22 protein-coding genes, 1 other RNA gene and 1 riboswitch are annotated in these 25,738 nt (G+C 45.8%); of the genes, 17 read left to right on the top strand and 6 right to left on the bottom strand.

The window, feature by feature from the left end:
- Nucleotides 1–269 precede the first annotated feature (269 nt).
- The 3 genes from NYE72_RS00545 to NYE72_RS00555 form a co-directional block, all read right to left on the bottom strand.
- On the bottom strand, nucleotides 270–698 hold the full coding sequence (locus NYE72_RS00545; RefSeq protein WP_052097401.1) for a C40 family peptidase: 429 nt from the start codon (nucleotides 696–698) through the stop codon (nucleotides 270–272).
- A 57-nt stretch (nucleotides 699–755) separates the two neighbouring features.
- Nucleotides 756–894, bottom strand: a riboswitch (cyclic di-AMP (ydaO/yuaA leader).
- 217 nt (nucleotides 895–1,111) lie between these two features.
- Complete coding sequence (locus tag NYE72_RS00550; protein ID WP_036679984.1) at nucleotides 1,112–1,942, bottom strand: hypothetical protein; 831 nt, start codon at nucleotides 1,940–1,942, stop codon at nucleotides 1,112–1,114.
- 11 nt (nucleotides 1,943–1,953) lie between these two features.
- Nucleotides 1,954–3,960 carry a M1 family metallopeptidase gene (locus NYE72_RS00555; RefSeq protein ID WP_339211073.1) on the bottom strand — a complete coding sequence of 669 codons (2,007 nt, stop codon included), beginning with the start codon at nucleotides 3,958–3,960 and terminating at the stop codon, nucleotides 1,954–1,956.
- A 103-nt stretch (nucleotides 3,961–4,063) separates the two neighbouring features.
- On the opposite strand from NYE72_RS00555, the gene NYE72_RS00560 reads away from it, so the two are divergent.
- Nucleotides 4,064–4,570: a YwhD family protein gene (locus NYE72_RS00560; protein WP_036679953.1), complete on the top strand. Its 507-nt coding sequence runs from the start codon at nucleotides 4,064–4,066 to the stop codon at nucleotides 4,568–4,570.
- A 78-nt stretch (nucleotides 4,571–4,648) separates the two neighbouring features.
- Here the strand turns inward: NYE72_RS00560 and NYE72_RS00565 are convergent, their stop codons facing one another.
- Together NYE72_RS00565 and NYE72_RS00570 are read right to left on the bottom strand one after the other, a co-directional pair.
- Nucleotides 4,649–5,122: an AbrB/MazE/SpoVT family DNA-binding domain-containing protein gene (locus NYE72_RS00565; protein ID WP_076106037.1), complete on the bottom strand. Its 474-nt coding sequence runs from the start codon at nucleotides 5,120–5,122 to the stop codon at nucleotides 4,649–4,651.
- Between the two features lie 204 nt (nucleotides 5,123–5,326).
- Complete coding sequence (locus NYE72_RS00570; RefSeq protein ID WP_339211075.1) at nucleotides 5,327–7,393, bottom strand: PBP1A family penicillin-binding protein; 2,067 nt, start codon at nucleotides 7,391–7,393, stop codon at nucleotides 5,327–5,329.
- Between the two features lie 181 nt (nucleotides 7,394–7,574).
- On the opposite strand from NYE72_RS00570, the gene NYE72_RS00575 reads away from it, so the two are divergent.
- From NYE72_RS00575 to argS, 3 genes are all read left to right on the top strand, one after another.
- On the top strand, nucleotides 7,575–8,765 hold the full coding sequence (locus NYE72_RS00575) for a hypothetical protein (protein ID WP_326047967.1): 1,191 nt from the start codon (nucleotides 7,575–7,577) through the stop codon (nucleotides 8,763–8,765).
- 630 nt (nucleotides 8,766–9,395) lie between these two features.
- Nucleotides 9,396–9,839: a DUF1934 domain-containing protein gene (locus tag NYE72_RS00580; RefSeq protein WP_036679946.1), complete on the top strand. Its 444-nt coding sequence runs from the start codon at nucleotides 9,396–9,398 to the stop codon at nucleotides 9,837–9,839.
- The gene (gene argS, locus NYE72_RS00585) at nucleotides 9,836–11,521 is read left to right on the top strand and encodes an arginine--tRNA ligase (RefSeq protein WP_036679944.1); all 1,686 of its coding nucleotides are present in this window, start codon (nucleotides 9,836–9,838) and stop codon (nucleotides 11,519–11,521) included. Before NYE72_RS00580 ends, argS begins: the two co-directional genes overlap by 4 nt.
- A gap of 128 nt (nucleotides 11,522–11,649) precedes the next feature.
- On the opposite strand, the gene NYE72_RS00590 is transcribed toward argS, so the two are convergent.
- Nucleotides 11,650–12,816 (bottom strand): S8 family peptidase, encoded by a 1,167-nt coding sequence (locus NYE72_RS00590; protein WP_038568071.1) that lies wholly within the window; start codon nucleotides 12,814–12,816, stop codon nucleotides 11,650–11,652.
- A gap of 460 nt (nucleotides 12,817–13,276) precedes the next feature.
- On the opposite strand from NYE72_RS00590, the gene rpoE reads away from it, so the two are divergent.
- The 13 genes from rpoE to NYE72_RS00655 all read left to right on the top strand — a co-directional run bounded on the left by rpoE (nucleotide 13,277) and on the right by NYE72_RS00655 (nucleotide 25,738).
- The gene (gene rpoE, locus NYE72_RS00595) at nucleotides 13,277–13,825 is read left to right on the top strand and encodes a DNA-directed RNA polymerase subunit delta (RefSeq protein WP_038568074.1); all 549 of its coding nucleotides are present in this window, start codon (nucleotides 13,277–13,279) and stop codon (nucleotides 13,823–13,825) included.
- 325 nt (nucleotides 13,826–14,150) lie between these two features.
- The gene (locus tag NYE72_RS00600) at nucleotides 14,151–15,758 is read left to right on the top strand and encodes a CTP synthase (RefSeq protein ID WP_036679937.1); all 1,608 of its coding nucleotides are present in this window, start codon (nucleotides 14,151–14,153) and stop codon (nucleotides 15,756–15,758) included.
- Between the two features lie 271 nt (nucleotides 15,759–16,029).
- Nucleotides 16,030–16,416 (top strand): response regulator, encoded by a 387-nt coding sequence (locus tag NYE72_RS00605; protein WP_036679935.1) that lies wholly within the window; start codon nucleotides 16,030–16,032, stop codon nucleotides 16,414–16,416.
- 207 nt (nucleotides 16,417–16,623) lie between these two features.
- Entirely contained in the window at nucleotides 16,624–17,478 is an 855-nt protein-coding gene (fba, locus tag NYE72_RS00610; protein ID WP_036679934.1) for a class II fructose-1,6-bisphosphate aldolase, read from the top strand.
- 188 nt (nucleotides 17,479–17,666) lie between these two features.
- Nucleotides 17,667–18,920 (top strand): UDP-N-acetylglucosamine 1-carboxyvinyltransferase, encoded by a 1,254-nt coding sequence (locus tag NYE72_RS00615; protein WP_036679932.1) that lies wholly within the window; start codon nucleotides 17,667–17,669, stop codon nucleotides 18,918–18,920.
- A gap of 164 nt (nucleotides 18,921–19,084) precedes the next feature.
- A complete protein-coding gene (gene rho / locus NYE72_RS00620; RefSeq protein WP_036679930.1) occupies nucleotides 19,085–20,437 on the top strand; it encodes a transcription termination factor Rho in 1,353 nt (450 codons plus the stop codon).
- Between the two features lie 25 nt (nucleotides 20,438–20,462).
- Nucleotides 20,463–21,740 (top strand): radical SAM protein, encoded by a 1,278-nt coding sequence (locus tag NYE72_RS00625; RefSeq protein ID WP_038568079.1) that lies wholly within the window; start codon nucleotides 20,463–20,465, stop codon nucleotides 21,738–21,740.
- A gap of 121 nt (nucleotides 21,741–21,861) precedes the next feature.
- Nucleotides 21,862–22,059: a 50S ribosomal protein L31 gene (gene rpmE / locus NYE72_RS00630; RefSeq protein WP_036679927.1), complete on the top strand. Its 198-nt coding sequence runs from the start codon at nucleotides 21,862–21,864 to the stop codon at nucleotides 22,057–22,059.
- A gap of 117 nt (nucleotides 22,060–22,176) precedes the next feature.
- Nucleotides 22,177–22,445, top strand: an RNA gene (gene ffs / locus NYE72_RS00635) — signal recognition particle sRNA large type.
- Nucleotides 22,446–22,582: 137 nt separating this feature from the next.
- Nucleotides 22,583–24,352 (top strand): DNA polymerase III subunit gamma/tau, encoded by a 1,770-nt coding sequence (dnaX, locus tag NYE72_RS00640; protein ID WP_036679925.1) that lies wholly within the window; start codon nucleotides 22,583–22,585, stop codon nucleotides 24,350–24,352.
- Between the two features lie 47 nt (nucleotides 24,353–24,399).
- Nucleotides 24,400–24,711, top strand: a complete 312-nt coding sequence (locus NYE72_RS00645) for a YbaB/EbfC family nucleoid-associated protein (protein WP_036679924.1) — start codon at nucleotides 24,400–24,402, stop codon at nucleotides 24,709–24,711.
- A 38-nt stretch (nucleotides 24,712–24,749) separates the two neighbouring features.
- Complete coding sequence (recR, locus tag NYE72_RS00650) at nucleotides 24,750–25,349, top strand: recombination mediator RecR (RefSeq protein ID WP_036679922.1); 600 nt, start codon at nucleotides 24,750–24,752, stop codon at nucleotides 25,347–25,349.
- A gap of 137 nt (nucleotides 25,350–25,486) precedes the next feature.
- Nucleotides 25,487–25,738: a DUF2508 family protein gene (locus tag NYE72_RS00655; RefSeq protein ID WP_036679920.1), complete on the top strand. Its 252-nt coding sequence runs from the start codon at nucleotides 25,487–25,489 to the stop codon at nucleotides 25,736–25,738.

Genomic DNA, 25,738 nt, shown 5'->3' on the forward strand with positions numbered 1-25,738 from the left:
CTCACTGCGCTAATTGTAACAAACAGAAAGCCGCTTGGCAATCGTTTTTAACATATTAATGCAGAAAAATTGGCATTTTTACGGTAGAAAGGCATATGTAAGCGTTAATAATGACCTAATTTTTAATATAATTGCAATTTTTATCAAATAAACGTGTTTCAATTGGGCTCTAATAGTGTAAAAATATATTATGGAATAAAGAAAAACCCGAATTTGATTACGGGCATAATCAGATTCAGGTTCATATAGTTGTAATTGTGAGGAAGGTTTCAATCGAAGGCTACAGCTTGATAAGCTGAAGTACTCATTACTCTTTTAGCGCCAACATAACGATTGGCCCAGTAGGCCTGACTGAGTGAAGTGATGGTCACTCCACGCGAAGAGGACGATTGTGCGAATTTTCCGTTTCCAACATAAATGCCGACATGGGATACTCCATTGCCAAGTGTGTTAAAGAACACTAGATCACCAGAACGCAGATTGCTTTTGGATACAGCAGTTCCAACGCTATATTGAGCTTTTGATGTACGAGGTAAAGTAAGACCCACATTCTTGAATACATACTTTGTAAATCCAGAGCAATCAAATCCGGCAGTGCTTGTACCTCCGGTTTTATAGGCAACTCCAATAGTCTTTGAGATTACAGAGTCCATTTTAGAGTCGGCAAAGGCGCTTCCTCCACCAATAGATAATGCCATTACAAGTCCTAGCGCCGCAGCGACGCATTTTTTTCTTAAATTATGTCTTTTCAAAAGATGTACTCCTTCCAAGGCCTGCGAGGTTAGCTTAAGGGTTCGGTAGAAGATTCCCTATGATCCCTGTAAAGCGAGATCAATTCACCCAAAATATGGTTCCCCCACTTCCCGGTGCAAAGGAATTAGGCGTGTTAAGCACCAGAGAATGACGTTTCGACAGTTACACTTACGATAAATACATTTAGTTATGTAGGAATCGTTTCAATTGATTACAAAATTGTTACTAATAGCACAGGACTTATTGTAACAGAGCTTTTACGATTTTGCAAATACTCTTAAGTTATCCGTAATGAGAAAAAGTCCCAGCTCCTGAATACAGGAATTGGGACCTTTTTATTATGTCAAATAAGGTTGATTTATTGTGGAAATGCTTTGCTACGCCATAGATGATATTGTGCAGAGATTCCCCACATTTTTAAGAGCGTAGAAGGTAGTGGTGAGATTTGCCGTATTATAAGTGCCGGTAGGCCGGGACAGAACAGACCCGTCAGTCCGCACACTAGCAGTAAGAGCAGGCCTCCCGCCCCAAGTACAATGGAAACACCTATAGCAGGAATCAGTGACCGCAAGCAGATGATCAGTGAGGAGAACATTCCTGTACCGCCGGTGTAACCAAACTGCATATATAGAAGAAACAGGCGCACGATAAAAATATATATAAGCCATGCCAATACGTATGGTACTAAATGAAGTAACAAAGCGTAGTTAAACAAAGAGGATAAGAACAGCCCGTACATTTTTGGAGCAAGCCAGTAAAGCGGCAGCAGGGTCAGCACCCATTCGATTAGGCTAAAGACTAAGACAGGTAGTCCATAGATCTTCATGCCAGGGAAAAAGAACAGTCCACGCTCGCCCTTTCGCTCCTGGTGGAGCTCATGCAGCAATCCTGCCCTTATGAAAGGGGAAAGCAGAAGTCGCAAGACAACAAGCGCCAGAAGCATCCATAACCAAGTGCGTATCGCAGGGTCCGTATTCAAGCTGAACTGTCCCTCGATATAATACAACAGTCTGCCCATACCGCTGCCTCCGGCGTCTTTATCCGGATAGCGCAGTAGAATTGGAATAATAGCAGATCGGATGAAACCATACATAAAGTAGCCCCAGAGCAGTCGGTAGATGAAGAGCAGAATTAAAATATAAAATTGCTCCTTCATGCTTTGCCAGCCGCGGGTTATCGATGTTCTCACAATCATTCACCTCACCAGACAAGAGTTCCGAGCACGGTTTCAAGTAGTTTAGTTACACTTAATGTCCAGCGAGAGAGCGTCTTGGGCTCTATTTCCGCCAGCCTAAAGTTGTTTAGATGTTTGCTCTCCAATAAGATGGAATGTTCAGGGTCAATCTCAGCAGAGAGAAGAGGCTTATCGCTTAACAATTGAAACGTAGTCTCTACTCCTTCACCGTTCCAGACCCGCTGCACCGAAGAGCTGTCGGCGAATGTGAATTTCACGGGAACATCAACGTAATCGCTCCCTTTGTTTGAAATCTTCACTAATGATTCGTAGCTTGGAGCATCGCCGCTGTTATTTTTTTTAAAAGTAATCGTATCTACTGAGAAGTCAGGCGCTCCATCACCATAAATGTAATCATCGAAATAGGCCTGCCATGATTTTTTGGTTACCTTCTCAACGACTTTCTGAAAATCTGACGTAGCAGGATGCTGGAAACGGAACTTACGAGCGTAGGAGGACATGATGTTGTTCATTGCTTTGGTACCTACCTGGCGTTCGATATCTTTAAGTACAAGCTTGCCGCGGATATAAACATTTCGGCTATAGGAATCCGCCCCTGCATATTTCCACGTTTCCAGATTTAACGGCTCAGGTATAGTCACCAGGCTGGCCTGTAAAGGCAAATTAGACTTGATACCGTATTCTTGCTCCATAAGTCTGTCTTCGGCATAGGAAGTGAAGCTTTCATCCAGCCAGGCTTCCTCGAATTCATTACTGGCTACCATACCGTAGAAGTATTGATGGCCGATTTCATGAATGACGGTTCTTTCAAGTGAGGTATCTGGAGAAGAATCCGCGGCCCCAAAGGCTGTAATAAGGGTAGGGTATTCCATTCCTCCAGCACCGTTGCCCTCCTTAGGTGGGACGACAATAGACAGCGTAGAGTAGGGATAAGGACCATACCATTTGCTGAAGTAGGTCAGGGCAGCCTTGGCAGCCTGAAGGTAACGCTCTTTTAAATCTTTGTGTAGTGGGTCGAGATACACCTTAATTCGTACTCCAGGCACCTCCGGCGTAGAGAAGGCTTCCTCAGCTACTGTAAAATCAGGGGAAGCGGCCCAAGCGAAATCGTGGACATCATCGGCGTAGAACTGATATATTTTCTGATCTTGTTTGAGCTTGGCATTTTTTACAGGAAATCCGGTCGCAGCCACCGTATAGTTGGAAGGGACGGCAATCGTTACATTAAAAATGCCAAAATCACTGTAAAACTCAGAGGTCCCGTGATACTGATGCAGGTCCCAGCCTTCTTCTTTAACTCCGCGTGTGCCCCTCGGCTCGTATACACTAAGCTTAGGGAACCATTGCCCAGCCATAACGAAGTTGCCTGAAGCACCCATGCGTGCAAAGATTTTGGGCAGCTGGACTTCATACTGAAGCTTAAGTGTTACACTTTCCCCACCATTAACAGGCTGAGGAAGATGTACCTTTAGGAGCGTCCTATCGTTGATATTGCCGTCATCAGGTTGGACATATTGCACTCTTTGCATTAGCGAAGTTCCTTCTGTCGTGCGCAGATCGGTCAGCGTCATATTTCCGAAGCCATTCTCAGGCATACTGTCGCCTCTGAGCGTCCCCCCGGATTCCTTCATAAAGGTGGTATCTGATGAGGCAAATGCATTTGGATACATGTGAAAATATAAATCACTTACTGGCTTTACTCCGGGGTGTGTCCAGGTTACTGTCTCAGAAGCTTTTAAGGTTTCTGTGTCAGGAACAAGCTGGACATCAATGTGATACTCGACTACCCGCTGGCTTAAAGCCTCCTCTGCCGGGACGGGCGCGCTCTCAGGCAATACCTGCTGTGGTACGGCTGCAGGCGCTGTGCCGCTGGAGGACTTGGCCTCTTTTGAAGCAAAGCTAGTAACAGAAGCTGTAGAGCTATCCCCTGAAAAGGCCCGTATTCCTCCTCCCAGCAGCGCGAGGATGGCCAGGGTCGCAAAGATGATGTACTTTAATGACAGTGACTTCATAGTGTGATTCCTCCCGTGACAAGCATCTACGGGATGTATATGTTTGCAATCGCCGCATTATTAGCTAAAATTAAATTATTCGTAAGAGGAAGGGTGTGCACTCGTGGACAACATACAACCGGAGGGCAAGAAACAGATTGCCTTAAATATTGTGAACGCTAAAAGTAAACATAAAGGCTTTGGAGCAGGCTCTATAGATCTCAACAACGTTTCACCTGTCATTATTGATGGTGATGTGGCGGTTATTGATATCGGTGCCATGCATGCCAAGAGCAAAGTGGAAAAAGGAATTAAATTTTCCATGAATCGTGAAGATGTACCGAATGGAAGACAGGTTTGGGTGGTATGGGTAGCGGTAGACCGTACATTGGAAGCTCAATTTTATGGTGGAATCACAGCCTGTGAAATGTGGATTGATACAGAAGCGCGCCGCGGATGGAAAATTCTTGCCGAGCATGTCAATAAGCTGGATGCAGCTCTTAAACGCAAGATCGATGTGGCAGGGCTTGGAGCCATTGAGAAGTCGGCTCTCAAATCCCTTCTGATCTCTCATAATGAAGCATGGTGGAATGCATCCTCAGATGAGCTTAAAGCTGCACTGACTGAATAGTATAGGAGCCTCCAGAAGGGTTATCCGATATAGAAAAAGCTTCGACCTCCGGAAATAGGAGCGTCGAAGCTTTTTAATTTATGATTTGCTTGTGCTGCTAAGCTTGCGTTTGAGCTGACTCACTCTCGCTTGGCTAATCCCGAGGATTTCTGCAAGCTCTTTTTGGTTGGCATAGGGATGATCTTCAATAGCTTGTTCCAGGCGTTGGCACATTTCCTCTGTCTTTGACTTTCGGATGCTGGTGTTGTGCTCAGGTGCCTCAACAACAAAATCTTCACGTGACTCTGGCAATTGAGACATGCGTTCAGGATCGACAATTTCTTTTAGACAGTTGCTACAAATAAACTGCTCTTTATAGTAGGTGACATGGTCGTGGCTTCTGCAAAATGTACACTCTGTCGAGGTGTACTTCCTAAGGACGATGATTTTTTCGTCTAAAACAAAAAATTCGATAGGATCACCAATGTCGATATTACGCGTCATACGGATTTCTGCGGGAACCACAATTCTCCCAAGACTGTCTAAACTCCGGATCATGCCTGTATCCTTCATCCCATGTCCCTCATTTACATCATTATATTTTGGTTTCTAATAACTATTATAGCAGTAATTGAGAGTTAAGAGAATGGGGTAAGCATAATAAATAAAACGGTTACATCCCTTGTGCGATAAGTGATATTTGAGTTTGGCAATCCTGTTGTTACTACAATATATAACTTATAAAAAAGAAAAACCCCTTCAATATAAATGAAGAGGCTAATTCAACCACCAGCGTTTAATGTTCTTCCACAGGGAACGGTTTTCTTCAGCAGAATCTACCTTACTTTGTGTGTCATCCACAGCAGGAGCGGAGCCTGTGCCATGCAGTTCGCAGTATTCGGTGGGCTCAGTTCCACTAATAAAAGTTTCCAGTTCTTTGTCGGGACATGCTGCTGTAGCAAGTTTGCCGGATTGCGGATTGACGTATACGCTGACTATTCCATCTGGAATAGGGAAAATTTTTGGAGGGACATTTTCCAGCGCTTTTTCAGTAAATTGGGCGAAAATGGGGGCTGCGCGCCGTCCGTCGGTAGTTGCGATGTCGCGCCCCTTGTCGTAACCAACCCAGACTGCAGTTGATAGCTCCGGGGTGAAACCTACCATCCAGCCATCTGTATCCGTGGTGCCGGTCTTGCCGGCTACCGGACGTTTGATTATGGAAGCCACACGATTACCCGTCCCCCCAGTCTCGAATACTCCCTCCATTAAACGAGTCAGTACATAGGCAGCTGAAGGTTCTACGACGGTTACTCCTTTGGGTTGAGGTGCTTCATACAGGACCATGCCATTTGAATCGGTTATTTTTAGAATGGCTGTGATCGGCATTTTCTGACCGCCGTTTCCAATTACAGCGAAAGCTGCAGCCATTTCAAGCGGACTGATCGGTGAAGTGCCTAGGGCCAGTGAAGGTACGCTTTGAAGTGGACTGTCAATGCCCATCTTCGCAGCCATTTCGCTTACTTTATCCGCGCCGATCTTCATAATTGTATTAACAGCATAGATATTGTCGGATGCTGCGATAGCTTGCCGCATATTAATTTCACCCAGATACTTATCCCCAAAGTTTCGGGGCTGATACGTTTTGCGGTTGTTATCATAATGAAACATCGTTGGCTGACTATTAAAGACCGAAAGTCCTGTCATCTCTTTGGATGAGAGTGCGGCTAAATACATAATCGGCTTAAAGGAAGAACCCGGCTGGCGTGTGGTGGCCAAAGCATGATTGTACTGGTTGGTACGATAATTTTTTCCGCCGACCATTGCTTTGATGTAACCGGTGCGAGGATCGATGGATACAAGTGCAGTCTCCAGATCACTAGTTTGATCCATCTCTTTGTCAACGGCATTTTCTGCGGCATGCTGCATGTCAGGGTCAAGGGTGGTATAGACATTTAATCCGCTTTGCTCCAGCTCATCATTACTGATGTGGAGAGACTCTATGGCCAAATTGCGGATATAATCCCGGAAATAAGGCGCAGCTACAAGCGTATCCTTTTGTCCTTGCGGCTTGAAGTTTAAGTTCTCCTGGACGGCTTGTCCCGCTTCTTCCTGAGTGATATTGCCTAAATTGGCCATGACGGTCAGGATGATTCTCTGGCGCTTTTTAGCATTGTCCATGTGGTTGTAAGGTGAATAATAGGTAGGTCCCTTTGGAATTCCAGCCAGCATGGTACTCTCTGCCAGGTCTAAATCCGCTGCAGATTTACCAAAATACATCCGTGAGGCTGCTTCAATGCCGTAAGCACCGTGGCCATAGTAGATATTATTTAAATACATGTTCAGGATTTCATCTTTGCTGTATTTCATCTCCAGCTGCATCGTATAGACAGCTTCTTTAGCCTTGCGCGTCCATGTTTTTTCATGGGATAGGTAGAGGTTACGTGCGAGCTGCTGAGTTAGCGTACTAGCACCCTGCGACCGGTTTCCCTCTTCCAGATTGACTAGAACAGCTCGCGCCATCCCCTTCAGATCAAATCCGGAATGTTCATAAAATTTACGATCCTCGACTGCTAGTGTAGCTTCAATGAGCAGGGGAGAAATTTGACTTAATTTGACGGGTTCGCGGCTGCGGCCGTCTGAGGTAAAGGTGGCAAGAATATTGCCCCGGGAGTCAAACAGCTTGGAGCGCACATCATCGCTAATCGGTGGAAGATCTTTTTGATATAGATAACCGAGCAGAGCTCCGGTGGTTAATACAAATAATATGATCAAGGCTGCCAGCAGCCGAAATAAACGCCGGAAGCGGCTTTTTCGTTTCGGTGGATTCGTTGATTCGCGTGTCATGGCACCAGACTCCTTTCTCTCATATTATGGGGAAGGATCTGGAAGGATATTCATTAGGGATATGGAGGGTAACAAATTGTTTCTATTTTGTGATTGTTTAAGGTAGATAGACCATCATCTCTGGCGGTATAACAGAGTAGGGATTGTAAGTAAGGGTATATACATATTAGGAGGTGTCATCATGAAATGGACGAAAAAGATTCATAAGACGACAATAACCGCCCTCTCGGCGACGCTTATTATGGTATCAGGCTGGAGTGCACCAGTAAGTTCTGTACATGCTGCGGCTGCACCAGAACCAGCACCAGCGACTTGCGGCACAGGAGATCACGGCTTGCTACAGGCCCTGCAAAACAAGCACTCAGGTGATATATCCACACCGCTTAGCTTTTCTGATGTTCAGTTTTTGAAAGGGAATACCGGACGGGCAGCAGGTAATGGATTTATGATTGGTACCTCTGACGGAGGCTGCCATTTTCAAGAGATCTATCAAGGCCAATGGAGCTTCAAACAATTCGATTTTCCCGATAATGTACATGGCTTTGCGCTTGCTTCTGTAGAGGAGGGTCAGGCTCAATATTTAATCGGTACCTCTAACGGTGGCTCGGAGTGGAAGAGACTTTCGAACAAAGCCGTCAGCTTTGAAAGAATAAATTTTATAGATAGTAAGAAAGGTTTTGCTTATGATAGAACCGCAACGTATTACACCAAAGACGGGGGGCTGAGCTGGAGTAAGATTTCCACCCCACCCAATACACGAGGTGCTTATTTTAGTGACCGGAATACCGGCTGGGCGGTTGTAATCGTGCCGGGAAGCGGGTATCGGGTAATGAAGACCACAGATGGAGGGGGAACTTGGAGCCTTTCACTGAAGGCGGCTTTTGCCGAGCCCGAGTTTGGACAAATCTCCGCTAAGGGAGATCAGGTCGCTGTAGTGCTCTATGGCGGTACGGGGATGAGTCAGACCTCCTACTCGCTGTATGAAAGTGCGAACAGGGGGAAAAGTTGGAATCGTGTGATCGCTCAGGAAACTGCGGGCGGCGGACCTGCGCCAGGAAGTGGCAAGGCTGAATTCAATAAAGGGCCAGCTGCTGGCAAACCTGGGAACCTGCAACTTGTGGGAAACAGCACCTCCTTTTTAGTGGGGTTTTCCCCAGCAGCAGAGAAAGTGGCGGTTGGACGCTCTTATAACGGCGGTAAGCAATGGACTAATCTTCCGGCGCTCGCTGGTTATGAGGGGGTAATCTCCTTCACTAGTAATAAAGAGGGCTGGCTCGCCATCCGTGAGCTTGATTACTCTTCCTTGTATGTGACCAAAGACGGCGGAGCTTCATGGGAACGCAGGTTTTCTTTGAAAGTGATGACCCAATAATTCTTTACAGTGCAAGAATATAAGGGTCCGATGTATTGTGAAAATCGCAAATAGACAGCAGAGCAGCGATTCTCCGGATACTTGGGGAATCGCTGCTCTGTATTTTTGTCGTTGGTATCTTTGCTTGCTTCAATAGTACCCTTATCAGTGCCCTAATCAGATCCCTCATCCTCGGAGGGTTACGGACCCAGATGACGTTATTTGCAAATTTTCGGCCTTTGGGATAGAGTTTCGGACTCCAGTAACACTATTCTCTAGAAAGAGGTTCACATGGGTTGTTTTTTAGGCTAATAGCGACTATGAAGTCCGTTATCGCACCAAATATGGAATCATACTGCGCATAGGGTCATTTATGTCCGATAGGTGCTTGGTAGGTGCAAATATTATCGAAGTAAATGATATACATAGAGAATGGACGTTCAAAGTGTGCTTTTAATCATCAATATGGTAATATTTTATGTGCTTATGAAGATATGCTTGATTCTGTATTGAAATGCTTCTTTGAACTGGATTATAGTGTACAATGGGAAAGCGAAATAGGCCTTTGATTAATATAAAAATGTTTAAGCTTTGCCATTAGACGTTTTTCTTATGCAGAATGCAGAGGCTTGCAGAATGGAGGAACGTGTGATGCCTGAAATACAGTCTGACAAATATGATGTCTCTATTACGCTCGTGAGCCTTCAAGATGGTCAGCGAAATGTTATGGAAGCGAATGGAGAAGTAACATCCAAAGGACCGCATCTATATATTCAATATGAAGAATTAGAGCAGGGTCCTCGCGGGGAGGAAGTTTCTGTTCGTACAACGATAAAGATTGCAGGTAATCAACTGAAGCTAATCCGCCATGGCGGGATTCAGTCAGAGCAGAGCTTTGAAGCTGGACGGCGTCTGCCAGGATTCTACCGCTCGCCATATACGCAGTTCAATCTTTCTACGGAAACGAACAAGCTGGAAGTTGTGCGCGAAGGGCGCTCTTTAACGGTTGCCTGGGAATATGATTTGTACGTTTACGAGGAATTGACAGGAAAGTTCGCTATTAGTTTGCATATACAGGAGGAACCGAAATTATGACACATAGTAAGAATCCGTTAGAGCTTGTAAATGAACGGGTAAAAGAAGCCATCGCCGATGCGATTGTGAATGCTGGGCTGGTTGCACCGGAAGAGGTTCCGGATATTGTACTGGAAGTACCAAGAGATAAGGCGCACGGTGATTTGGCTACGAACGCTGCTATGCAGCTGACCAAAATTGCTAAACGTAATCCACGCCAGATTGCTGAAGCTATTATTGAGCATTTGGATACGAGCAGAGCTTCTATTGAGAAAGCGGAAATTGCAGGACCAGGCTTTATTAACTTTACCCTGTCTAAGAACTACTTGTACCCAATCATCAGCCTTGTTGCTGAGCAGGGGGATGACTATGGCCGTATTAATCTGGGTCAAGGTCAGAAGGTTGAAATGGAGTTCGTCAGTGCCAATCCAACAGGTAGCCTACATTTAGGGCATGCCCGTGGTGCTGCTGTCGGTGATGCGCTGTGTAATGTGCTTGATTATGCAGGTTATGAGGTGACCCGGGAATATTATATTAATGATGCCGGTAACCAAGTGGCTAATCTTTGTAAATCCATTGAAACCAGATACCTGCAGGAGCTGGGTCAAGAGGCAGAAATGCCGGAAGATGGTTACCATGGTGAGGATATTAAGGGTTTTGCGAAGGAGCTTGTGGCAGAAAAGGGCGATACCTTGCTCGAGATGAGCCCTAGTGAGCGCGCTGCTTTTTTCCGGACCTATGGACTTAATAAAGAGTTGGATAAAATCAAACGTGATCTAGGTCTTTTCCGTGTAAACTTCGATATCTGGTTCAGTGAAACCTCGCTGTATGAGAACGGAGAAGTACTGCGTTCGCTGGACGAGCTCCGTGATCGTGGAGAAGTGTATGAGCAAGATGGGGCAACCTGGCTGCAAACGACAAAATACGGCGATGATAAAGACCGTGTCTTGATCAAAAATGACGGCACATATACCTACCTTACCCCGGATATTGCTTATCACAGCGATAAGTATGGCCGCGGTTACGATAAAATGATTAACATTTGGGGCGCTGATCACCATGGTTATATTCCGCGGATGAAGGCGGCAATGTCAGCCCTTGGCAATGATCCTGAGAAGCTAGTGGTTCTGATTGCTCAGATGGTCAGCCTGTTCCAGAATGGTGAAAAGGTCAAAATGTCCAAACGTACCGGCAAAGCGGTTACGATGGAAGATTTGATGGAGGAAGTAGGAATCGATGCGATTCGTTATTTCTTCACCATGCGCAGCATGGATTCTCATCTTGATTTCGATATGGATTTGGCGATCTCTACTTCTAATGAAAATCCTGTATTCTATGTTCAATATGCGCATGCCCGTATTTGCAGTATTTTCCGTCAGGCAGAGGAGCAAGGGATTTCTATCCCTGATTACGCTGAAATTGACTTCTCCAAGCTGACAGCAGTGCATGAATATGACCTGCTGCGAAAAATTGGTGAGCTCCCGGCAGAAATCGCTGTTGCGGCTGAAGGTTATGCTCCACATCGCCTCATCCGTTATGTATATGAGCTGGCTGCGATGTTCCACAGTTATTACAAAGCTGAACGTGTAATTACTGAGGATGCTGCTCAAACCGTGGCGCGTCTTGCATTGCTTGGCGCAACGCGTACTACTATTGCCAATGTACTGCGTCTTGTCGGAGTTTCTGCACCGGATCGCATGTAAATCAACAGCAAACGACAAAAAATCCGCCTTCCGGTTTCCTGGGGGGCGGATTTTTCTTGGCTGCCGTTCTTCGCACCGGCATCAGCTGCGCTCACGTCAGAGTGACCCACCCGGTGCCCGGGCGGGGTCTACACGTTCGCGGAGACCGAACGCTTCGCCCTTACTCCTGCTCTCAGCAGTCGCAGGGCATCGGCAGAGCCGCCGCCTAGGGATGCGCGGCGTTGCCCCTTGCGTAGCCGCACCGGGGACGCGGTGCGGCGCAAGAGCAGCTTCAGCTCCCTTGGCGTGAGGCCCGGTCGCAGTGCGAGCAGCAGTGCGGCGGCTCCCGTGACATGCGAGGTCGCCATGGAGGTGCCGCTCATTTCTTTGTAGCCCTCCTTCAGCCAGCAGGAGGGCACGCCTTCGCCGGGCGCGTATACATCGATATATGAACCGCGATTGCTGAAGCCGGCAACCCGGTGTCTTTTATCGATGGCGCCCACGGCTATCGTCTCGGGATAACGTGCGGGATAGTCCCCGCCACGTTTGCCGTCATTCCCAGAGGAGGCAATGACGGCGATTCCGGCCCGATATGCTTTTATAACCACATTGTGGAGCGCCTTGCTTCTAGTCTTCATTCCAAAGCTCATATTAATGACGTCGATTCGGTTCTGCACACACCAATCAATACCTAGCACAATATCGGACACATAGGCTGATCCACTATGATCAAAGGCCTTGACTGGATATAGCAGCGCTCGCGGCGCCACTCCCATCATTCCGCGATTTCCCCCTGCTGCCGCTAAGGTTCCGGCGATATGAGTTCCGTGCCCGTTATCATCCAGCGGCAGCATCCCGCGGTGTAGTAGGTTGACTCCAGAGGCTAATGAATGCTTCAGATCGGGATGACGGTAATCCGCGCCGGTGTCAATGACGCCGATTTTGACGTGAACTCCGGTTGATTTAGACCATGCCTGAGGAGCATGAATCGCTTTCACCCCCCAAGGGAGGGCGGCGATTCCGCTCTTTTCGTTAGCTATAGAATGAATTTGAATCTGCAGATCGTCTTCGACGTTTAGAAGGTCTGCAAATCGGTTCATCAGCTTTCCGGCGGCAGCGGGCACGAAGAAGGCCCGAATCAGCGGAGATACCTGTACTTGACGCAGCTCGGGCTGCTTTGCTTTTAGAGCCTTCCATTGGGAGAAAGCTCCGGCATACTGGCGGGGATCGTTGAAGGTAAGAATACGCCGCTCACCATTTTTTGGGGCAACCGATATTTCTTCAAGAAGCATGTTCCAAAATTTGTAATAGTCCATAGGTTTCGCTGTCCCCCCTCGGTGCCCTGCTGCCATATTGTATGAGCGGAGGGAGGGGTCCGAATGGGAACTTGCCCTTTTTTAAGGAAATGGGCTGCCCAGCGTGTCAAAAGACGGCGCTTTACATAAAATAAACAGAAGAGATTAAAACTCTCTTTGTAACATCCCGTAAGGAGCCGATCCTTGGCGTGGATACAGTCATGCGCGGAGGTCTTCCTCCGCCTTTTTAAATCCCATTTCTAAAAACTTTGGGTGCGGCGACCCTTGCTACAATTACATATCAACTCTTCTTGATGAAGACAGGTTTCCTGTATGGATAATAAGCAGGAGGCTTTTTCTGTTGGGCGGTTCTTGCATTTGACTTGCATTTTGTTGTTAAATAGGTTTTACTTAGTTTTGTTAATGGATATTATTGAAATAAACCGTAATGTGAACAATGCGTGAGAGGAAGTGTCCTTTAGTGAGTACGCCACTCAATTTAAAGCTAGACCCTGAGAAAGTTAAAGAAATGCCAATGGTGGATCTTGCCTTTCTGGTGCTTAAAGCAGCCAATACACCGTATTATTACCGTGATCTGATGGTCGAGGTAGCCAAGTTACGCGGTATGACCGATCAAGAAAGCCAAGATACTATTGCCCAGTTATATACCGAGATTAACATTGACGGGCGTTTTGCCTGTGTCGGAACCAACCTTTGGGGACTGAAACGCTGGTATCCTCTAGAGCGCTCCGATGATCCGGTTGGTAACACTAAACGGGTGCGCATCATCAACGATGAAGACGATGATTTGGAAGATGACGATTTTGCTGATGAAGAAGAAAACTACACAGCTGAAGAAGAGGATTTCGACGCTATCGATGAAGATCGCGACGACCTCTATTCTGACGACGACAGCGAAGAAGAAGTCGACGAAGATGTCGTGATCGATGAAGATGACATAGACGAAGACGATACGGACGAAGACGATGCAGAAGATAGCGACGATGAAGATTCCGAGGATGACAAGTAAGATCAATAATCAGAAGAGTCTTGTCTGTGGCATAATTCCTCCCTTGACAGGGGGGGATCGTCAGAGTAAACTATTGCATGGGCTTATCATGTAAGTTAATAAACGTGTTTTCTAAAATAAAAAGTGCCCCGGTTCTACGGGTGTCACTTTTTTGTTTTTTTAGATGCAAAGTAGCTGTAGATTAATGGAATTTGCGGGATGACGTTTTATGTTTTCCCCGGTGAATTAAACTTTTGATTTCCCCTGTTTTGATGATAGTAAAACGGGTTACGATAAACACCATGTGCCGCTTTTATGTTTGGACTTTATTTAGGAGGGTTTTACAGTGACAAAGTATATTTTTGTAACGGGTGGCGTTGTGTCTTCCCTGGGTAAAGGCATTACCGCCGCTTCGCTGGGCAGGCTGCTCAAGAACAGAGGTCTAAAGGTAACGATTCAGAAATTTGATCCGTATCTTAACGTAGACCCTGGAACAATGAGCCCTTACCAGCACGGAGAAGTCTTCGTAACGGATGACGGTGCAGAGACTGACCTTGACCTTGGGCACTATGAACGGTTTATTGATATCAATCTGTCGAAGAACAGCAATGTGACGACAGGTAAGATCTATTCATCCGTAATCAGCAAGGAACGTCGTGGAGAGTACTTGGGTGGAACTGTACAAGTTATCCCGCATATTACGAATGAGATCAAAGAACGCGTGTTCCGCGCGGGCCGCGAGACTAACTCTGATGTTGTTATCACAGAGATCGGCGGTACTGTAGGGGATATTGAAAGTCTTCCGTTCCTGGAAGCGATTCGTCAAATCAAGAGTGATATTGGCCGGGAAAATGTGATGTATATCCACGTAACCTTGATTCCTTATATCAAGGCTGCTGGTGAAGTGAAGACGAAGCCGACACAGCATAGCGTTAAAGAGCTGCGCAGTATCGGTATTCAACCGAATGTCATCGTGTGCCGTACGGAATATGAGCTTTCCGCAGATATGAAAGCCAAAATCGCACTCTTTTGCGATATTGATGCTAATGCTGTTGTGGAATGCCGCGATGCTTCGACGTTATATGAAGTTCCATTGAACCTTCGTGATGAAGGATTGGACGAGATTGTTGTTAATCATTTGAAGCTTACAACACCTGCGCCAGATATGCGCGAATGGGAAAGTATGCTTAGCCGGATTCAGAAATTAGAGAAGACAGTAGAAATAGCAATTGTAGGTAAGTACGTAGCACTGCATGACGCTTATTTGAGCGTTGTTGAATCACTTTCACACGCAGGTTTTGCTGCGAATGCAGAGGTTAAGATCCGCTGGGTGAACGCAGAGGAAATTACGGATGAGAACGTGGACGAAATGCTGCGTGGCATTGGCGGTATTCTTGTTCCTGGTGGTTTCGGTGATCGGGGAATCGAAGGTAAAATCTCCGCTATTCGTTATGCCCGTGAGCAATTGATACCTTTCTTTGGTATTTGCCTTGGAATGCAGGTTTCTGTAATTGAATATGGCCGTTCTGTTCTTGGACTACAAGGTGCAAACAGCTCCGAAATCGATCCAAATACACAATATCCATTGATTGATTTGCTTCCTGAGCAAAAAGATATTGAAGATATGGGTGGCACTATGCGTCTTGGGTTGTATCCTTGTAAGATTATTCCGGACTCTCTGGCAATGTCTTGCTATGATGATGAACTGGTATATGAGCGTCATCGTCACCGGTATGAGTTCAACAATACTTACCGTGATGAAATTGAAAAAGCGGGACTGGTTATCTCCGGAACTTCTCCGGATGGCCGTCTAGTTGAGATCGTAGAGCTTCCAGAGCATCCGTGGTTCCTCTCGGTTCAATTCCACCCGGAATTCACTTCACGTCCGAACCGTCCGCAACCGCTATTCCGTGAATTTGTCAAAGCCTCTTTGACGCATTCCGAGCAGCAGTAATTTATACACAGACAGAAAGAACCCATCGGTTCTTAAATAGTCTAAGAGAGCCTTCATCCGAAGGCTCTCTTTTTGTATTACCCTTTAATAGAAATATTGTAACTGACATTTATTTCATTTTAGACTCTTTATTTACCCATTTTATCCAATTAGCAGGATTTGGACAGTAAAGCACGAATAATAGGTTTCGTATGGAGTAGTTTCTAAAGGGGCCGGTCGCTGTGGAGAGCGCGGTATAGTCAATCTGCCTTAATTTCTGGGAGGGTATCGTATGGAAAAGAAGAAAGTATTAATTGTCGATGATCAGAACGGGATCCGGATTCTTCTTATGGAAGTGTTCAATAGTGAGGGATATACAACATTTCAAGCGGCTAACGGAAAATTGGCATTAGACATTGTTCGCAGCGAGTCACCCGATTTGGTCTTACTCGATATGAAAATACCGGGAATGGATGGACTCGAGATCCTGAAGCATCTAAAGGAGATCAATCCGTCCATTAAGGTCATTATGATGACGGCATATGGTGAACTGGACATGATTAAGGAGGCGACCAAGCTAGGGGCGTTAATGCATTTTACAAAGCCGTTCGACATAGACGAAATGCGCGTAGCGGTAAACATGCATCTTCATAACAAGTCTGTGGATCAATGCAGTTAGAACGGTGATTTCTGTATCGGTCCTATTTCGCGTGGTGACTCCGAAGAGGATGAGTCTAATTGCTATATGGGCTGGATAAAAATCGTCCCACCGGGACATTTTTTTGTTTACCCTATTTAGTATTTGACACAGGATGTGCTATAATAAGCCTGTATGTGATGTCGGTTTAAAAACATAGCCAACCAACATTCTTAGGAGGATGAAACCATGCCATTAGTATCTATGACAGACATGTTGAACAAAGCACTTGAAGGAAAATATGCAGTAGGTCAGTACAACATTAACAACTTGGAGTGGACTCAAGCTATTCTTGGTGCCGCTGAACAAGAAAAATCACCAGTAATCCTTGGTGTATCTGAAGGCGCAGCACGCCACATGGGCGGCTTCACTACTGTTGTTAAAATGGTTGAAGGTCTAATTATTGACATGAATATCACTGTTCCTGTAGCTATCCACCTTGACCATGGATCTAGCTTTGATAAATGTAAAGCAGCAATTGATGCTGGATTTACATCCGTAATGATCGACGGTTCCCATCACCCAATCGATGAGAACATCGATATGACTAAAAAAGTCGTTGAATATGCTCACGCTAAAGGCGTTTCTGTAGAAGCTGAAGTAGGTACTGTTGGTGGACAAGAAGACGACGTTATCGGCGGCATCATGTATGCTAAGCTTGATGAGTGCGTACGTATTGTGAAAGAAACAGGTATCGACACCCTGGCTCCTGCACTTGGTTCCGTTCATGGACCTTACCATGGCGAGCCTAACCTCGGATTCAAAGAAATGGAAGAAATCCGTGACGCTACTAACATCCCAATGGTTCTTCATGGTGGTACAGGTATTCCTGAACATGACATCAAGAAAGCCATCTCCCTGGGTACTTCCAAAATCAACGTGAACACTGAGAACCAAATCGTGTTCGCAAAAGTTGTTCGCGAAGTTCTAGCTGCTAAACCTGATGCTTACGATCCACGTACATTCATCGCACCAGGTCGCGATGCAATCAAAGAAACCGTTATTGGTAAAATTCGCGAATTTGGATCCAACAACAAAGCCTAATCATTGTAGCTTCCGCCTCAGGTGGACAAGCAATTTGTTAAAGGATAGGGCTATTACTCTGTCCAGTTGAATAGTTTGATGAGGAAAGCACACCGCTTAGCCGGTGTCTTTCCATTTTCATCACTAAAAGTCCACAGCACGTATTGCCCACCCAGCTGCAATACACGTAGGGGGAAATTGATAAATCTATGGAAAAATTAATGATTGGCGGTGGACGTCCGCTAGAGGGCGTTGTAACCATCAGTGGAGCAAAGAATAGTGCCATTGCGCTTATTCCTGCGGCAATTTTGGCCGAATCTGAAGTTGTTCTGGATAATTTACCGTCCCTTAGTGATGTAGCCGTTTACTCCGAAATCTTGCAAGAGCTTGGCGCTAATGTATCCTGGTCAGGCAATCAGATGAGAATTGACCCTTCACGTATTGTATCTATTCCAATGCCCAATGGGCCGGTTAAGAAACTTAGAGCTTCGTATTATATGATGGGAGCTCTGCTTGGAAGATTCAAAGAAGCGACAATAGGTCTTCCTGGTGGCTGTAATTTTGAACCTCGTCCAATTGATCAACATATCAAGGGATTCGAGGCTTTGGGAGCAACAGTTACCAACGAACATGGTTCTATCCACTTATATGCAAAAGAGCTACGCGGTGCGAAGATTTATCTGGACGTATCAAGCGTAGGTGCCACTATAAACATCATGCTGGCGGCTTCACGAGCCAAAGGCTCTACAATTATTGAAAATGCGGCTAAAGAGCCTGAGATTATAGATGTAGCTACCCTATTGAACTCTATGGGCGCTGTTATTAAAGGCGCTGGTACAGAAACCATCCGGATCGAAGGGGTCTCGGAAATGCACGGTTGCCGTCATTCCATTATTCCCGATCGGATTCAAGCAGGAACTTATATGATTGCCGCTGCGGCTACGCGTGGTAATGTGTTGATAGATAATGTTATTCCTAAGCACTTGGAAGCCTTAACAGCCAAGCTTTTAGAGATGGGCGTGGATATTGAAGAGCTTGATGAAAGTATCCGAGTTATAGGTAGAGCTAATTATGAACATGCAGATGTTAAAGCACTGACCTATCCTGGATTTCCTACAGATTTACAATCTCCTATGACAAGTATGCTGACACAGGCAGAAGGGGTTAGTGTGCTTAGCGATTTCGTTTACAGCAACCGCTTCAAGCATGTGCCAGAGTTGGTAAGAATGGGCGCAAAGATTCGTGTTGAGGGCCGATCTGCAATTATTGAGGGCAGTAAACTTAATGCTGCAAAAGTAAAGGCAGCTGATCTGCGTGCGGGTGCAGCCCTTGTCATTGCCGGGTTAACAGTAGAGGATGGTATTACTGAAGTGACCGGCGTAGAGTATATTGATCGTGGTTATGATAATTTAGTGAGCAACCTTCGGCAACTTGGTGCTCATGTTTGGCGTGAGAATGAATAATATTAGGATATCCCGCTTGGAAGGAGTATTAATTTGCGGCCAAACCGCATATTTCCTTCCATTTGGGGTAATACTAACCTAATGAGCATTTTAATAGAATCATATTTTTGCCTAGTAGATAGACTAGGAAGAACTCATTTAAAAATTGAATAGGTGGTTATTACATGGATCTTCAAATTTCCGATCTGGAAGAAATGAAGCTGACCGAGTTATATAAGCTGGCCAAGAAATACCAGATTCCTTATTACGGACAGCTGAAGAAACGGGAACTGATCTTTGCGATCCTTCGGGCACAGGCAGAGCAGAGCGGTCTCATGTTTATGGAAGGCGTACTAGAAATTTTGCCTGAGGGCTATGGATTTCTTAGGCCGATTAACTATTTGCCCAGCGCTGAAGATATTTACATCTCAGCTTCACAAATTCGTAAGTTTGATCTCAGAAGCGGAGATCTTGTGTCTGGTAAATGTCGGACACCAAAAGAAAATGAACGATATTTTGGCCTGCTTCAAGTCAATGCCGTTAATGGCGAGAACCCTGCTAGTGCAGCGGAGCGTCTTCATTTTCCAGCATTAACACCACTTTATCCGCAAGACAAGCTACCGCTTGAAACATCCCCTACTCATTTGTCTACCCGAATAATGGATTTGCTCGCTCCTGTAGGTTTGGGGCAGCGGGGTTTGATTGTAGCACCTCCAAAAGCAGGAAAAACGCTCCTCTTAAAAGAAATTGCCAATAGTATTTCCACTAATAATCCTGAGATTGAGCTCTTTGTATTGCTGATTGATGAACGTCCTGAAGAAGTAACCGATATGCAGCGTTCTGTAAAAGGCGAAGTGGTTGCATCGACGTTTGATGAGCTTCCAGAGAATCATATTAAAGTGGCTGAGCTTGTGTTGCAAAGGGCACTTCGTTTAGTTGAGCACAAGAAGGATGTAGTTATTCTTTTGGATAGCATTACGCGTCTGGCGCGTGCTTATAATCTGGTGGTTCCACCATCTGGACGTACACTAAGCGGGGGGATTGACCCGGCGGCTTTTCACCGGCCGAAGCGGTTTTTTGGTTCTGCACGGAATGTGGAAGAAGGCGGCTCATTAACTATTTTGGCAACAGCATTAATAGATACTGGCTCGCGTATGGATGATATTATATATGAAGAATTTAAGGGTACCGGTAATATGGAGCTTCATTTGGACCGCAAATTGGCGGAACGCCGGATATTCCCAGCTATCGATATTCGTCGTTCAGGTACACGTCGCGAAGAAGTGCTCTTGAGCAAAGAAGAACTGGATACGATTTGGGCGATTCGCAAAAATATGAACGAATCCTACGATTTTGTGGAGGGATTCATCAAAAAGCTGCGTGATACGAAGACTAATGCTGAGTTCTTGGCATCCTTTGACGTTGCTGGGGCAAAAACAACACCAAACGGGACTGCAAGTAACGGGGGCACCTCCAACAGTGGTACAGCTGCTCGTCGTACCACGCGGGCGAAGACACCTTCAGTACCTACAACTTGAGAATTGATAATAAGAGGAGACTAACATGTATTTGGTATATGCCGACGGGCAAGGAAACGTATATGATCATCCCGAACTGTACGGGCTAGCTCGTAGCGGGGATATGATTGTTGAAATGCTGGAGGAAGAATTAATTCCATTACCAGAAGGTGCTACGCTCGTGGGCTTGCCTAGTACACGTGCTGTGGGTATGAATCCTGAGACGGGTGAAATGATGTCTTTGCCGGAAGGCTCGCAGGCTGTCGGAGCGCTGCTGCCGCAAGGCTATACTCGTCTATGTCTTCCTGGTTATGTGAAGACAGATAAGTCTTATAAGCTTCCTCTGTTTGGGTATTCGGCTGTAGTGTGGAAGGATGGCGGGTTCTATGTTGCGGCAGACCCTACCGATAATCCGGAGAAATGGAATCCACTTAATTGTGACAAAGAAGATCTTGAAGTCAGCGTTGGTGAGATGACAGCCAAATATCCTGATAACCGTCTCTATGAGCATCTTTCTAACTGTGCGCTTGGCTATGAATGCCTGACTTCCTCCAATACCTTTTTAGGGCGTTGGGAGGGCGGTGTACCCGTCTCTTATTCATGTAATGCAGGATGTTTTGGCTGTATTTCTGAGCAACCTGATGATAGCGGCTTTGTATCTCCGCAGACTCGGATGAATTTCCGGCCTACGGTCAACGAAATTTCACAAGTTATGTTGGAGCATTTAAAGACGCCTGAATCGATTATCAGCTTTGGACAAGGCTGTGAAGGGGAACCTTCCACGCAAGCAAAACTTATTATAGAAGCTATTCGTGAAGTGCGCTCGATTACTGATATGGGCTATATCAATATCAACACCAATGCGGGATTAAGCGATCATATGCGAGGAATCGTTGATGCTGGGCTCGATTTGATGCGTGTCAGCACAATCAGTGCCCTTGATGACCATTATAATGCTTATTACAAACCACGCGGTTATACATTGGCCAATGTAGAGAAATCTTTGAAATACGCTGCTTCGCAGGGCGTTTACACATCGATCAATTATCTGATCTTCCCTGGAGTGACTGATCGCGAAGAAGAGATTGAAGCGATGCTGGAGTTTGTAAGACGTACTGATCTGAAGCTTATTCAGATGCGTAATCTAAACATTGACCCGGAGAGCTATTTAGAGTTGATTCCTCCTGCCCAGGGTGAAATCCTTGGGATGAAGACGATGCTTGATATTTTCCGCGATGAACTTCCGGATGTAGTTATAGGCTCTTATACACATGTGCCACCAGCAGATATGGCGCGGGCTAAGCGGCGGGGAATCAATATTTAAGCAGCTAAAATGTAAAAATGAAACATATTGCCCAATTCGATATTTCGTGCTAAAATACCACAGTGTAATCATATAACTCTGGGTCCGCATGAGGCTTAGGGCATGAGAGGTGAAATTCAAAATGCAAGAAGCAATTCAACCAAAGTATAATGTAACTAAGGTAACCTGCGCATGTGGCAACACTTTCGAAGCTGGCTCTGTTAAACAAGAGCTTCGTGTCGAAATTTGCTCCAACTGCCATCCGTTCTTCACTGGCAAGCAGAAGTTCCTGGATGCCGGCGGTCGCGTAGATAAATTTAAGAAGAAATATGGTATCTAATTTGAACAGTCGCTTTGCGGCTTAACGGTTAGATTGAGCCCCCAGCTGTATAGCTGAGGGGCTCATTTTATGTCTTGGAGTTGATTTTTGTCCGAGCGTGAGCTATACTTATCTTCGCCGTGCTAGACGGGGAGGTAGCGGTGCCCTGTAACTCGCAATCCGCTGTAGCGAGGTTGAATTCCTGTTAGAGGTGCTATCGATGTGAGGCCTTGGTTCCTATGGGCTGTGTTGACAGTTGGGTCCTCCGCAATGAGTGCTTATGAACCTGGTCAGGTCCGGAAGGAAGCAGCCATAAGTAAGATTACTCTTGTGCCGGAGGGTGGCCTAACTCGAGCAGTCATGTAGGGTTGCCGCTTGGATCGTAGCCATCAATAACAGGTGCACGGTTTATAATTCTGTTTATCATAGCATCTTTGCCACAAGCAAAGATGCTTTTTGTTTTTGGTCAATAGCCGATGAATATAGTATAATAAATTTGCGACAAATGCCGGGAAAGCGGCAGCTTAAGAGAGGGTAATGCATAGTGGAACATATCGCGCTGTACCGTGCTTGGCGGCCGCAGTCGTTTCAAGACATGGTTGGACAACAGCACATTATCCAAACGCTGCAGAACGCAATTCGTGAACAGCGGGTTTCGCATGCCTATCTGTTCAGCGGTCCGCGGGGAACTGGTAAGACAAGTGCTGCTAAAGTCTTAGCTAAAGCGGTTAACTGTGAACGTGGGCCAGGTCCGGAACCTTGTAACGAATGTCCATCCTGCCTGCGAATCGCTGCGGGTAATGTAATGGATGTGCAGGAAATAGATGCGGCATCAAACCGGGGCGTAGAGGAGATCCGTGATCTGCGTGAAAAGGTGAAGTATGCACCTACCGAGGTACGCCGTAAAGTGTATATCATTGATGAAGTGCATATGCTGACTACAGAAGCTTTTAATGCTCTATTAAAGACGTTGGAGGAACCTCCGTCACATGCGATGTTTATTCTTGCGACAACGGAACCTCACAAATTGCCAGCGACAATAATTTCCCGTTGTCAGCGTTTTGACTTCCGTAGAGTGGCGTTAGAAGAACAGACCGCCCATCTGACTGCTATTTGTGAGAAGGAAGGGATTACAGCGGATAACAACGCATTGCAGTATATTGCCCGTCTATCTGATGGTGGTATGCGTGATGCATTGAGCTTGCTGGATCAGATTTCATCCTTTACAGATGGTAATGTTACGTACGAACAAGTGTTAGGAATGACAGGAGGAATTCCCTCCGAGCAATTTGCACGTCTTGCCACTGCCATATTGGAAGGTGATATGGGTCTTCTTCTGGAGCTCGTTGAGCAGCTTATGCATGAAGGTAAAAGTGCAGATAAATGCTTAGAGAATCTCATGTATTATTTCCGAGATTTATTGATGATTAAGATGGTGCCCGAGGCCGATCAATTAACAGAGCGGGTGCTGAATCCTGCTGAATTTAAAGATATGGCCACCGCATTTTCTCGGGAGCGTCTATTTCAGATTGTAGATACAATCAATAAATACCTAGGTGAAATGAAATACGCAACACATCCTCAGACACTGTTTGAAGTGGCGCTGATGAAGCTTTGCAGCTTGCAGCAAGAGGTAAGTCAGAGCGCCGCATTTGCTCCGTTAGGTGAAACAAATGCCGGAGTAGGCGCGAATAATTCGAGTGTTGACTCTGGTGAACTGGATCTTCTCAAAAGACAGATCGCAGCACTGGAGAAGAAGCTGGAACAGGCTATGCAATCCGGTGGTATTTCCGGAGGAGGGCGTGATGGTGCTCCTGCACCGAAATCGCATGCGGTTCCAACACCGCGGGTTTCTTCAGCCTCAAAAATGCCTCCTAACGTAGATAAGTTTATTGCTGGTAAAGATAGTCCCGATTTTGCAGCAATCTATAAACAGTGGAGCCTTGTCCTGCAGGGAGTAAAAGAGGAAAAGGTAACGGTTCATGCATGGTTTGTAGACGGTGAGCCAGTATCGATTATGGAGGATGCGGTGCTTGTTGCATTCAAGAACACGATTCACCGCGATACTACTGAGAAGCCGGCAAACAGACAGGTTATTGAGAGTGTGCTTGCAGCGCGTCTAGGCAAACCTTATAGACTTGTAACCATGATGCTTCGTGACTGGAATGAAGCTGCCCAGAAGTCTGTGGGACAGACTGGCAAAGAAGAACTGCAGCTGGAGCATGAACACGATACTGCAGAAGCTAAACCTGAACCTTGGATTGATGAGGCTATCCAGCTTTTTGGAGAAGACCTTGTTGTCATAAAAGAGTAATATAAACATACTAGCGCTAATTGCGCATTCCAAAGGAGAGACGAAGTATGAATAATATGAACCAAATGATGAAGCAAGTTAAGAAAATGCAGGAGCAAATGCTCAAAGCTCAAGAGGAACTCGGAGGCAAGGTTATTGAGGGTTCATCAGGTGGCGGCGTAGTTACTGTCCAAGTAAACGGCCACAAAAAATTGCTGTCTATTCAAATTAAACCGGAAGCCGTTGATCCGGAAGATGTTGAAATGCTGCAAGATCTTGTAATCACTGCTGTAAATGATGCATTGACTCAAGCTGAAGAGCTTGCTAACAATGACATGGGTAAATTCACTGGTGGAATGAAGATCCCAGGCTTGTTCTAATAGCCCACTCCACTTCAGTCTAAAGGAGAATTATTAATTTGTATTATCCCGAACCGCTAGCTAAGCTGATCGATGCTTTTACGCGTTTGCCCGGGATTGGACCGAAGACAGCCGCCCGGTTAGCTTTTCATGTGCTTAACATGAAAGAGGATGAAGTCATTGATTTTGCAAAAGCGCTAGTAAGCGTCAAACGCAATCTTCACTATTGCTCGGTCTGCTGTAATATTACGGATACGGACCCATGTAAGATATGTCAGGACAAAACTAGAGATCCTTCAGTGATATGTGTGATACAAGACTCTAAGGATTTGGTGGCTATAGAACGAACCAAGGAGTTTAATGGATATTACCATGTTCTTCAGGGCGCAATTTCACCTATGGAAGGTATCGGCCCTGATGATATTCGCTTGAAAGAATTATTGACCCGTCTGAGTGATGAGAGAGTAAGCGAGCTTATTATGGCGACCAACCCCAACATCGAGGGAGAAGCAACGGCGATGTACATTTCTCGTCTTGTTCGGCCGTTTGAGATTAAAATCACCAGGATAGCTCATGGCTTGCCTGTAGGTGGCGATCTTGAATACGCTGATGAAGTTACCTTGTCCAAAGCGTTGGAAGGTCGTCGCGAGCTATTCTAGCAGCTCTATAGTGGTATTTTTCAAAAAGGAAGCCCTCGGGTTTCCTTTTTTTTGTTCTAAGTTTGTCCCTATCCCGATATGAATGAGAATAACGAGATGTGTATTTTGCATCAAAATTATTCTGAGGAGGAATTGAAATGGGATGGTGGAGAGAGCTGTGGCGGGGAGTGGATAAGGAACAAGGCAAAAAGGAAAGTGAGGGATGGGAAACCCTCTTAGAGGTCCGTAAGGCGCATTCAGAGTGGGAGAGGGCGTATCTGATGTTCGACGAGGCATTGGGACAGGATCAGATAGATTACGCGATATATATTCTGGAGGCTGCAGAACGTAAATATCAGATACATCTCAAACATGCAAAAAGCTTGGGGTTGAACAGTAGTCAAATATAA

This window comes from Paenibacillus sp. FSL L8-0333 (assembly GCF_037965665.1).
In the GTDB taxonomy this organism is placed as follows: domain Bacteria; phylum Bacillota; class Bacilli; order Paenibacillales; family Paenibacillaceae; genus Paenibacillus_AQ; species Paenibacillus_AQ odorifer.

Excerpts from the sequence above, each read along its gene's own strand:
- NYE72_RS00545 (WP_052097401.1), bottom strand. The coding sequence starts at position 698 with ATGGCATTATCTATTGGTGGAGGAAGCGCCTTTGCCGACTCTAAAATG.
- NYE72_RS00555 (WP_339211073.1), bottom strand. The coding sequence starts at position 3,960 with ATGAAGTCACTGTCATTAAAGTACATCATCTTTGCGACCCTGGCCATC.
- NYE72_RS00565 (WP_076106037.1), bottom strand. The coding sequence starts at position 5,122 with ATGAAGGATACAGGCATGATCCGGAGTTTAGACAGTCTTGGGAGAATT.
- NYE72_RS00570 (WP_339211075.1), bottom strand. The coding sequence starts at position 7,393 with ATGACACGCGAATCAACGAATCCACCGAAACGAAAAAGCCGCTTCCGG.
- NYE72_RS00575 (WP_326047967.1), top strand. The coding sequence starts at position 7,575 with ATGAAATGGACGAAAAAGATTCATAAGACGACAATAACCGCCCTCTCG.
- NYE72_RS00580 (WP_036679946.1), top strand. The coding sequence starts at position 9,396 with ATGCCTGAAATACAGTCTGACAAATATGATGTCTCTATTACGCTCGTG.
- argS (WP_036679944.1), top strand. The coding sequence starts at position 9,836 with ATGACACATAGTAAGAATCCGTTAGAGCTTGTAAATGAACGGGTAAAA.
- NYE72_RS00590 (WP_038568071.1), bottom strand. The coding sequence starts at position 12,816 with ATGGACTATTACAAATTTTGGAACATGCTTCTTGAAGAAATATCGGTT.
- NYE72_RS00605 (WP_036679935.1), top strand. The coding sequence starts at position 16,030 with ATGGAAAAGAAGAAAGTATTAATTGTCGATGATCAGAACGGGATCCGG.
- fba (WP_036679934.1), top strand. The coding sequence starts at position 16,624 with ATGCCATTAGTATCTATGACAGACATGTTGAACAAAGCACTTGAAGGA.
- NYE72_RS00615 (WP_036679932.1), top strand. The coding sequence starts at position 17,667 with ATGGAAAAATTAATGATTGGCGGTGGACGTCCGCTAGAGGGCGTTGTA.
- rho (WP_036679930.1), top strand. The coding sequence starts at position 19,085 with ATGGATCTTCAAATTTCCGATCTGGAAGAAATGAAGCTGACCGAGTTA.
- NYE72_RS00625 (WP_038568079.1), top strand. The coding sequence starts at position 20,463 with ATGTATTTGGTATATGCCGACGGGCAAGGAAACGTATATGATCATCCC.
- rpmE (WP_036679927.1), top strand. The coding sequence starts at position 21,862 with ATGCAAGAAGCAATTCAACCAAAGTATAATGTAACTAAGGTAACCTGC.
- NYE72_RS00645 (WP_036679924.1), top strand. The coding sequence starts at position 24,400 with ATGAATAATATGAACCAAATGATGAAGCAAGTTAAGAAAATGCAGGAG.
- NYE72_RS00655 (WP_036679920.1), top strand. The coding sequence starts at position 25,487 with ATGGGATGGTGGAGAGAGCTGTGGCGGGGAGTGGATAAGGAACAAGGC.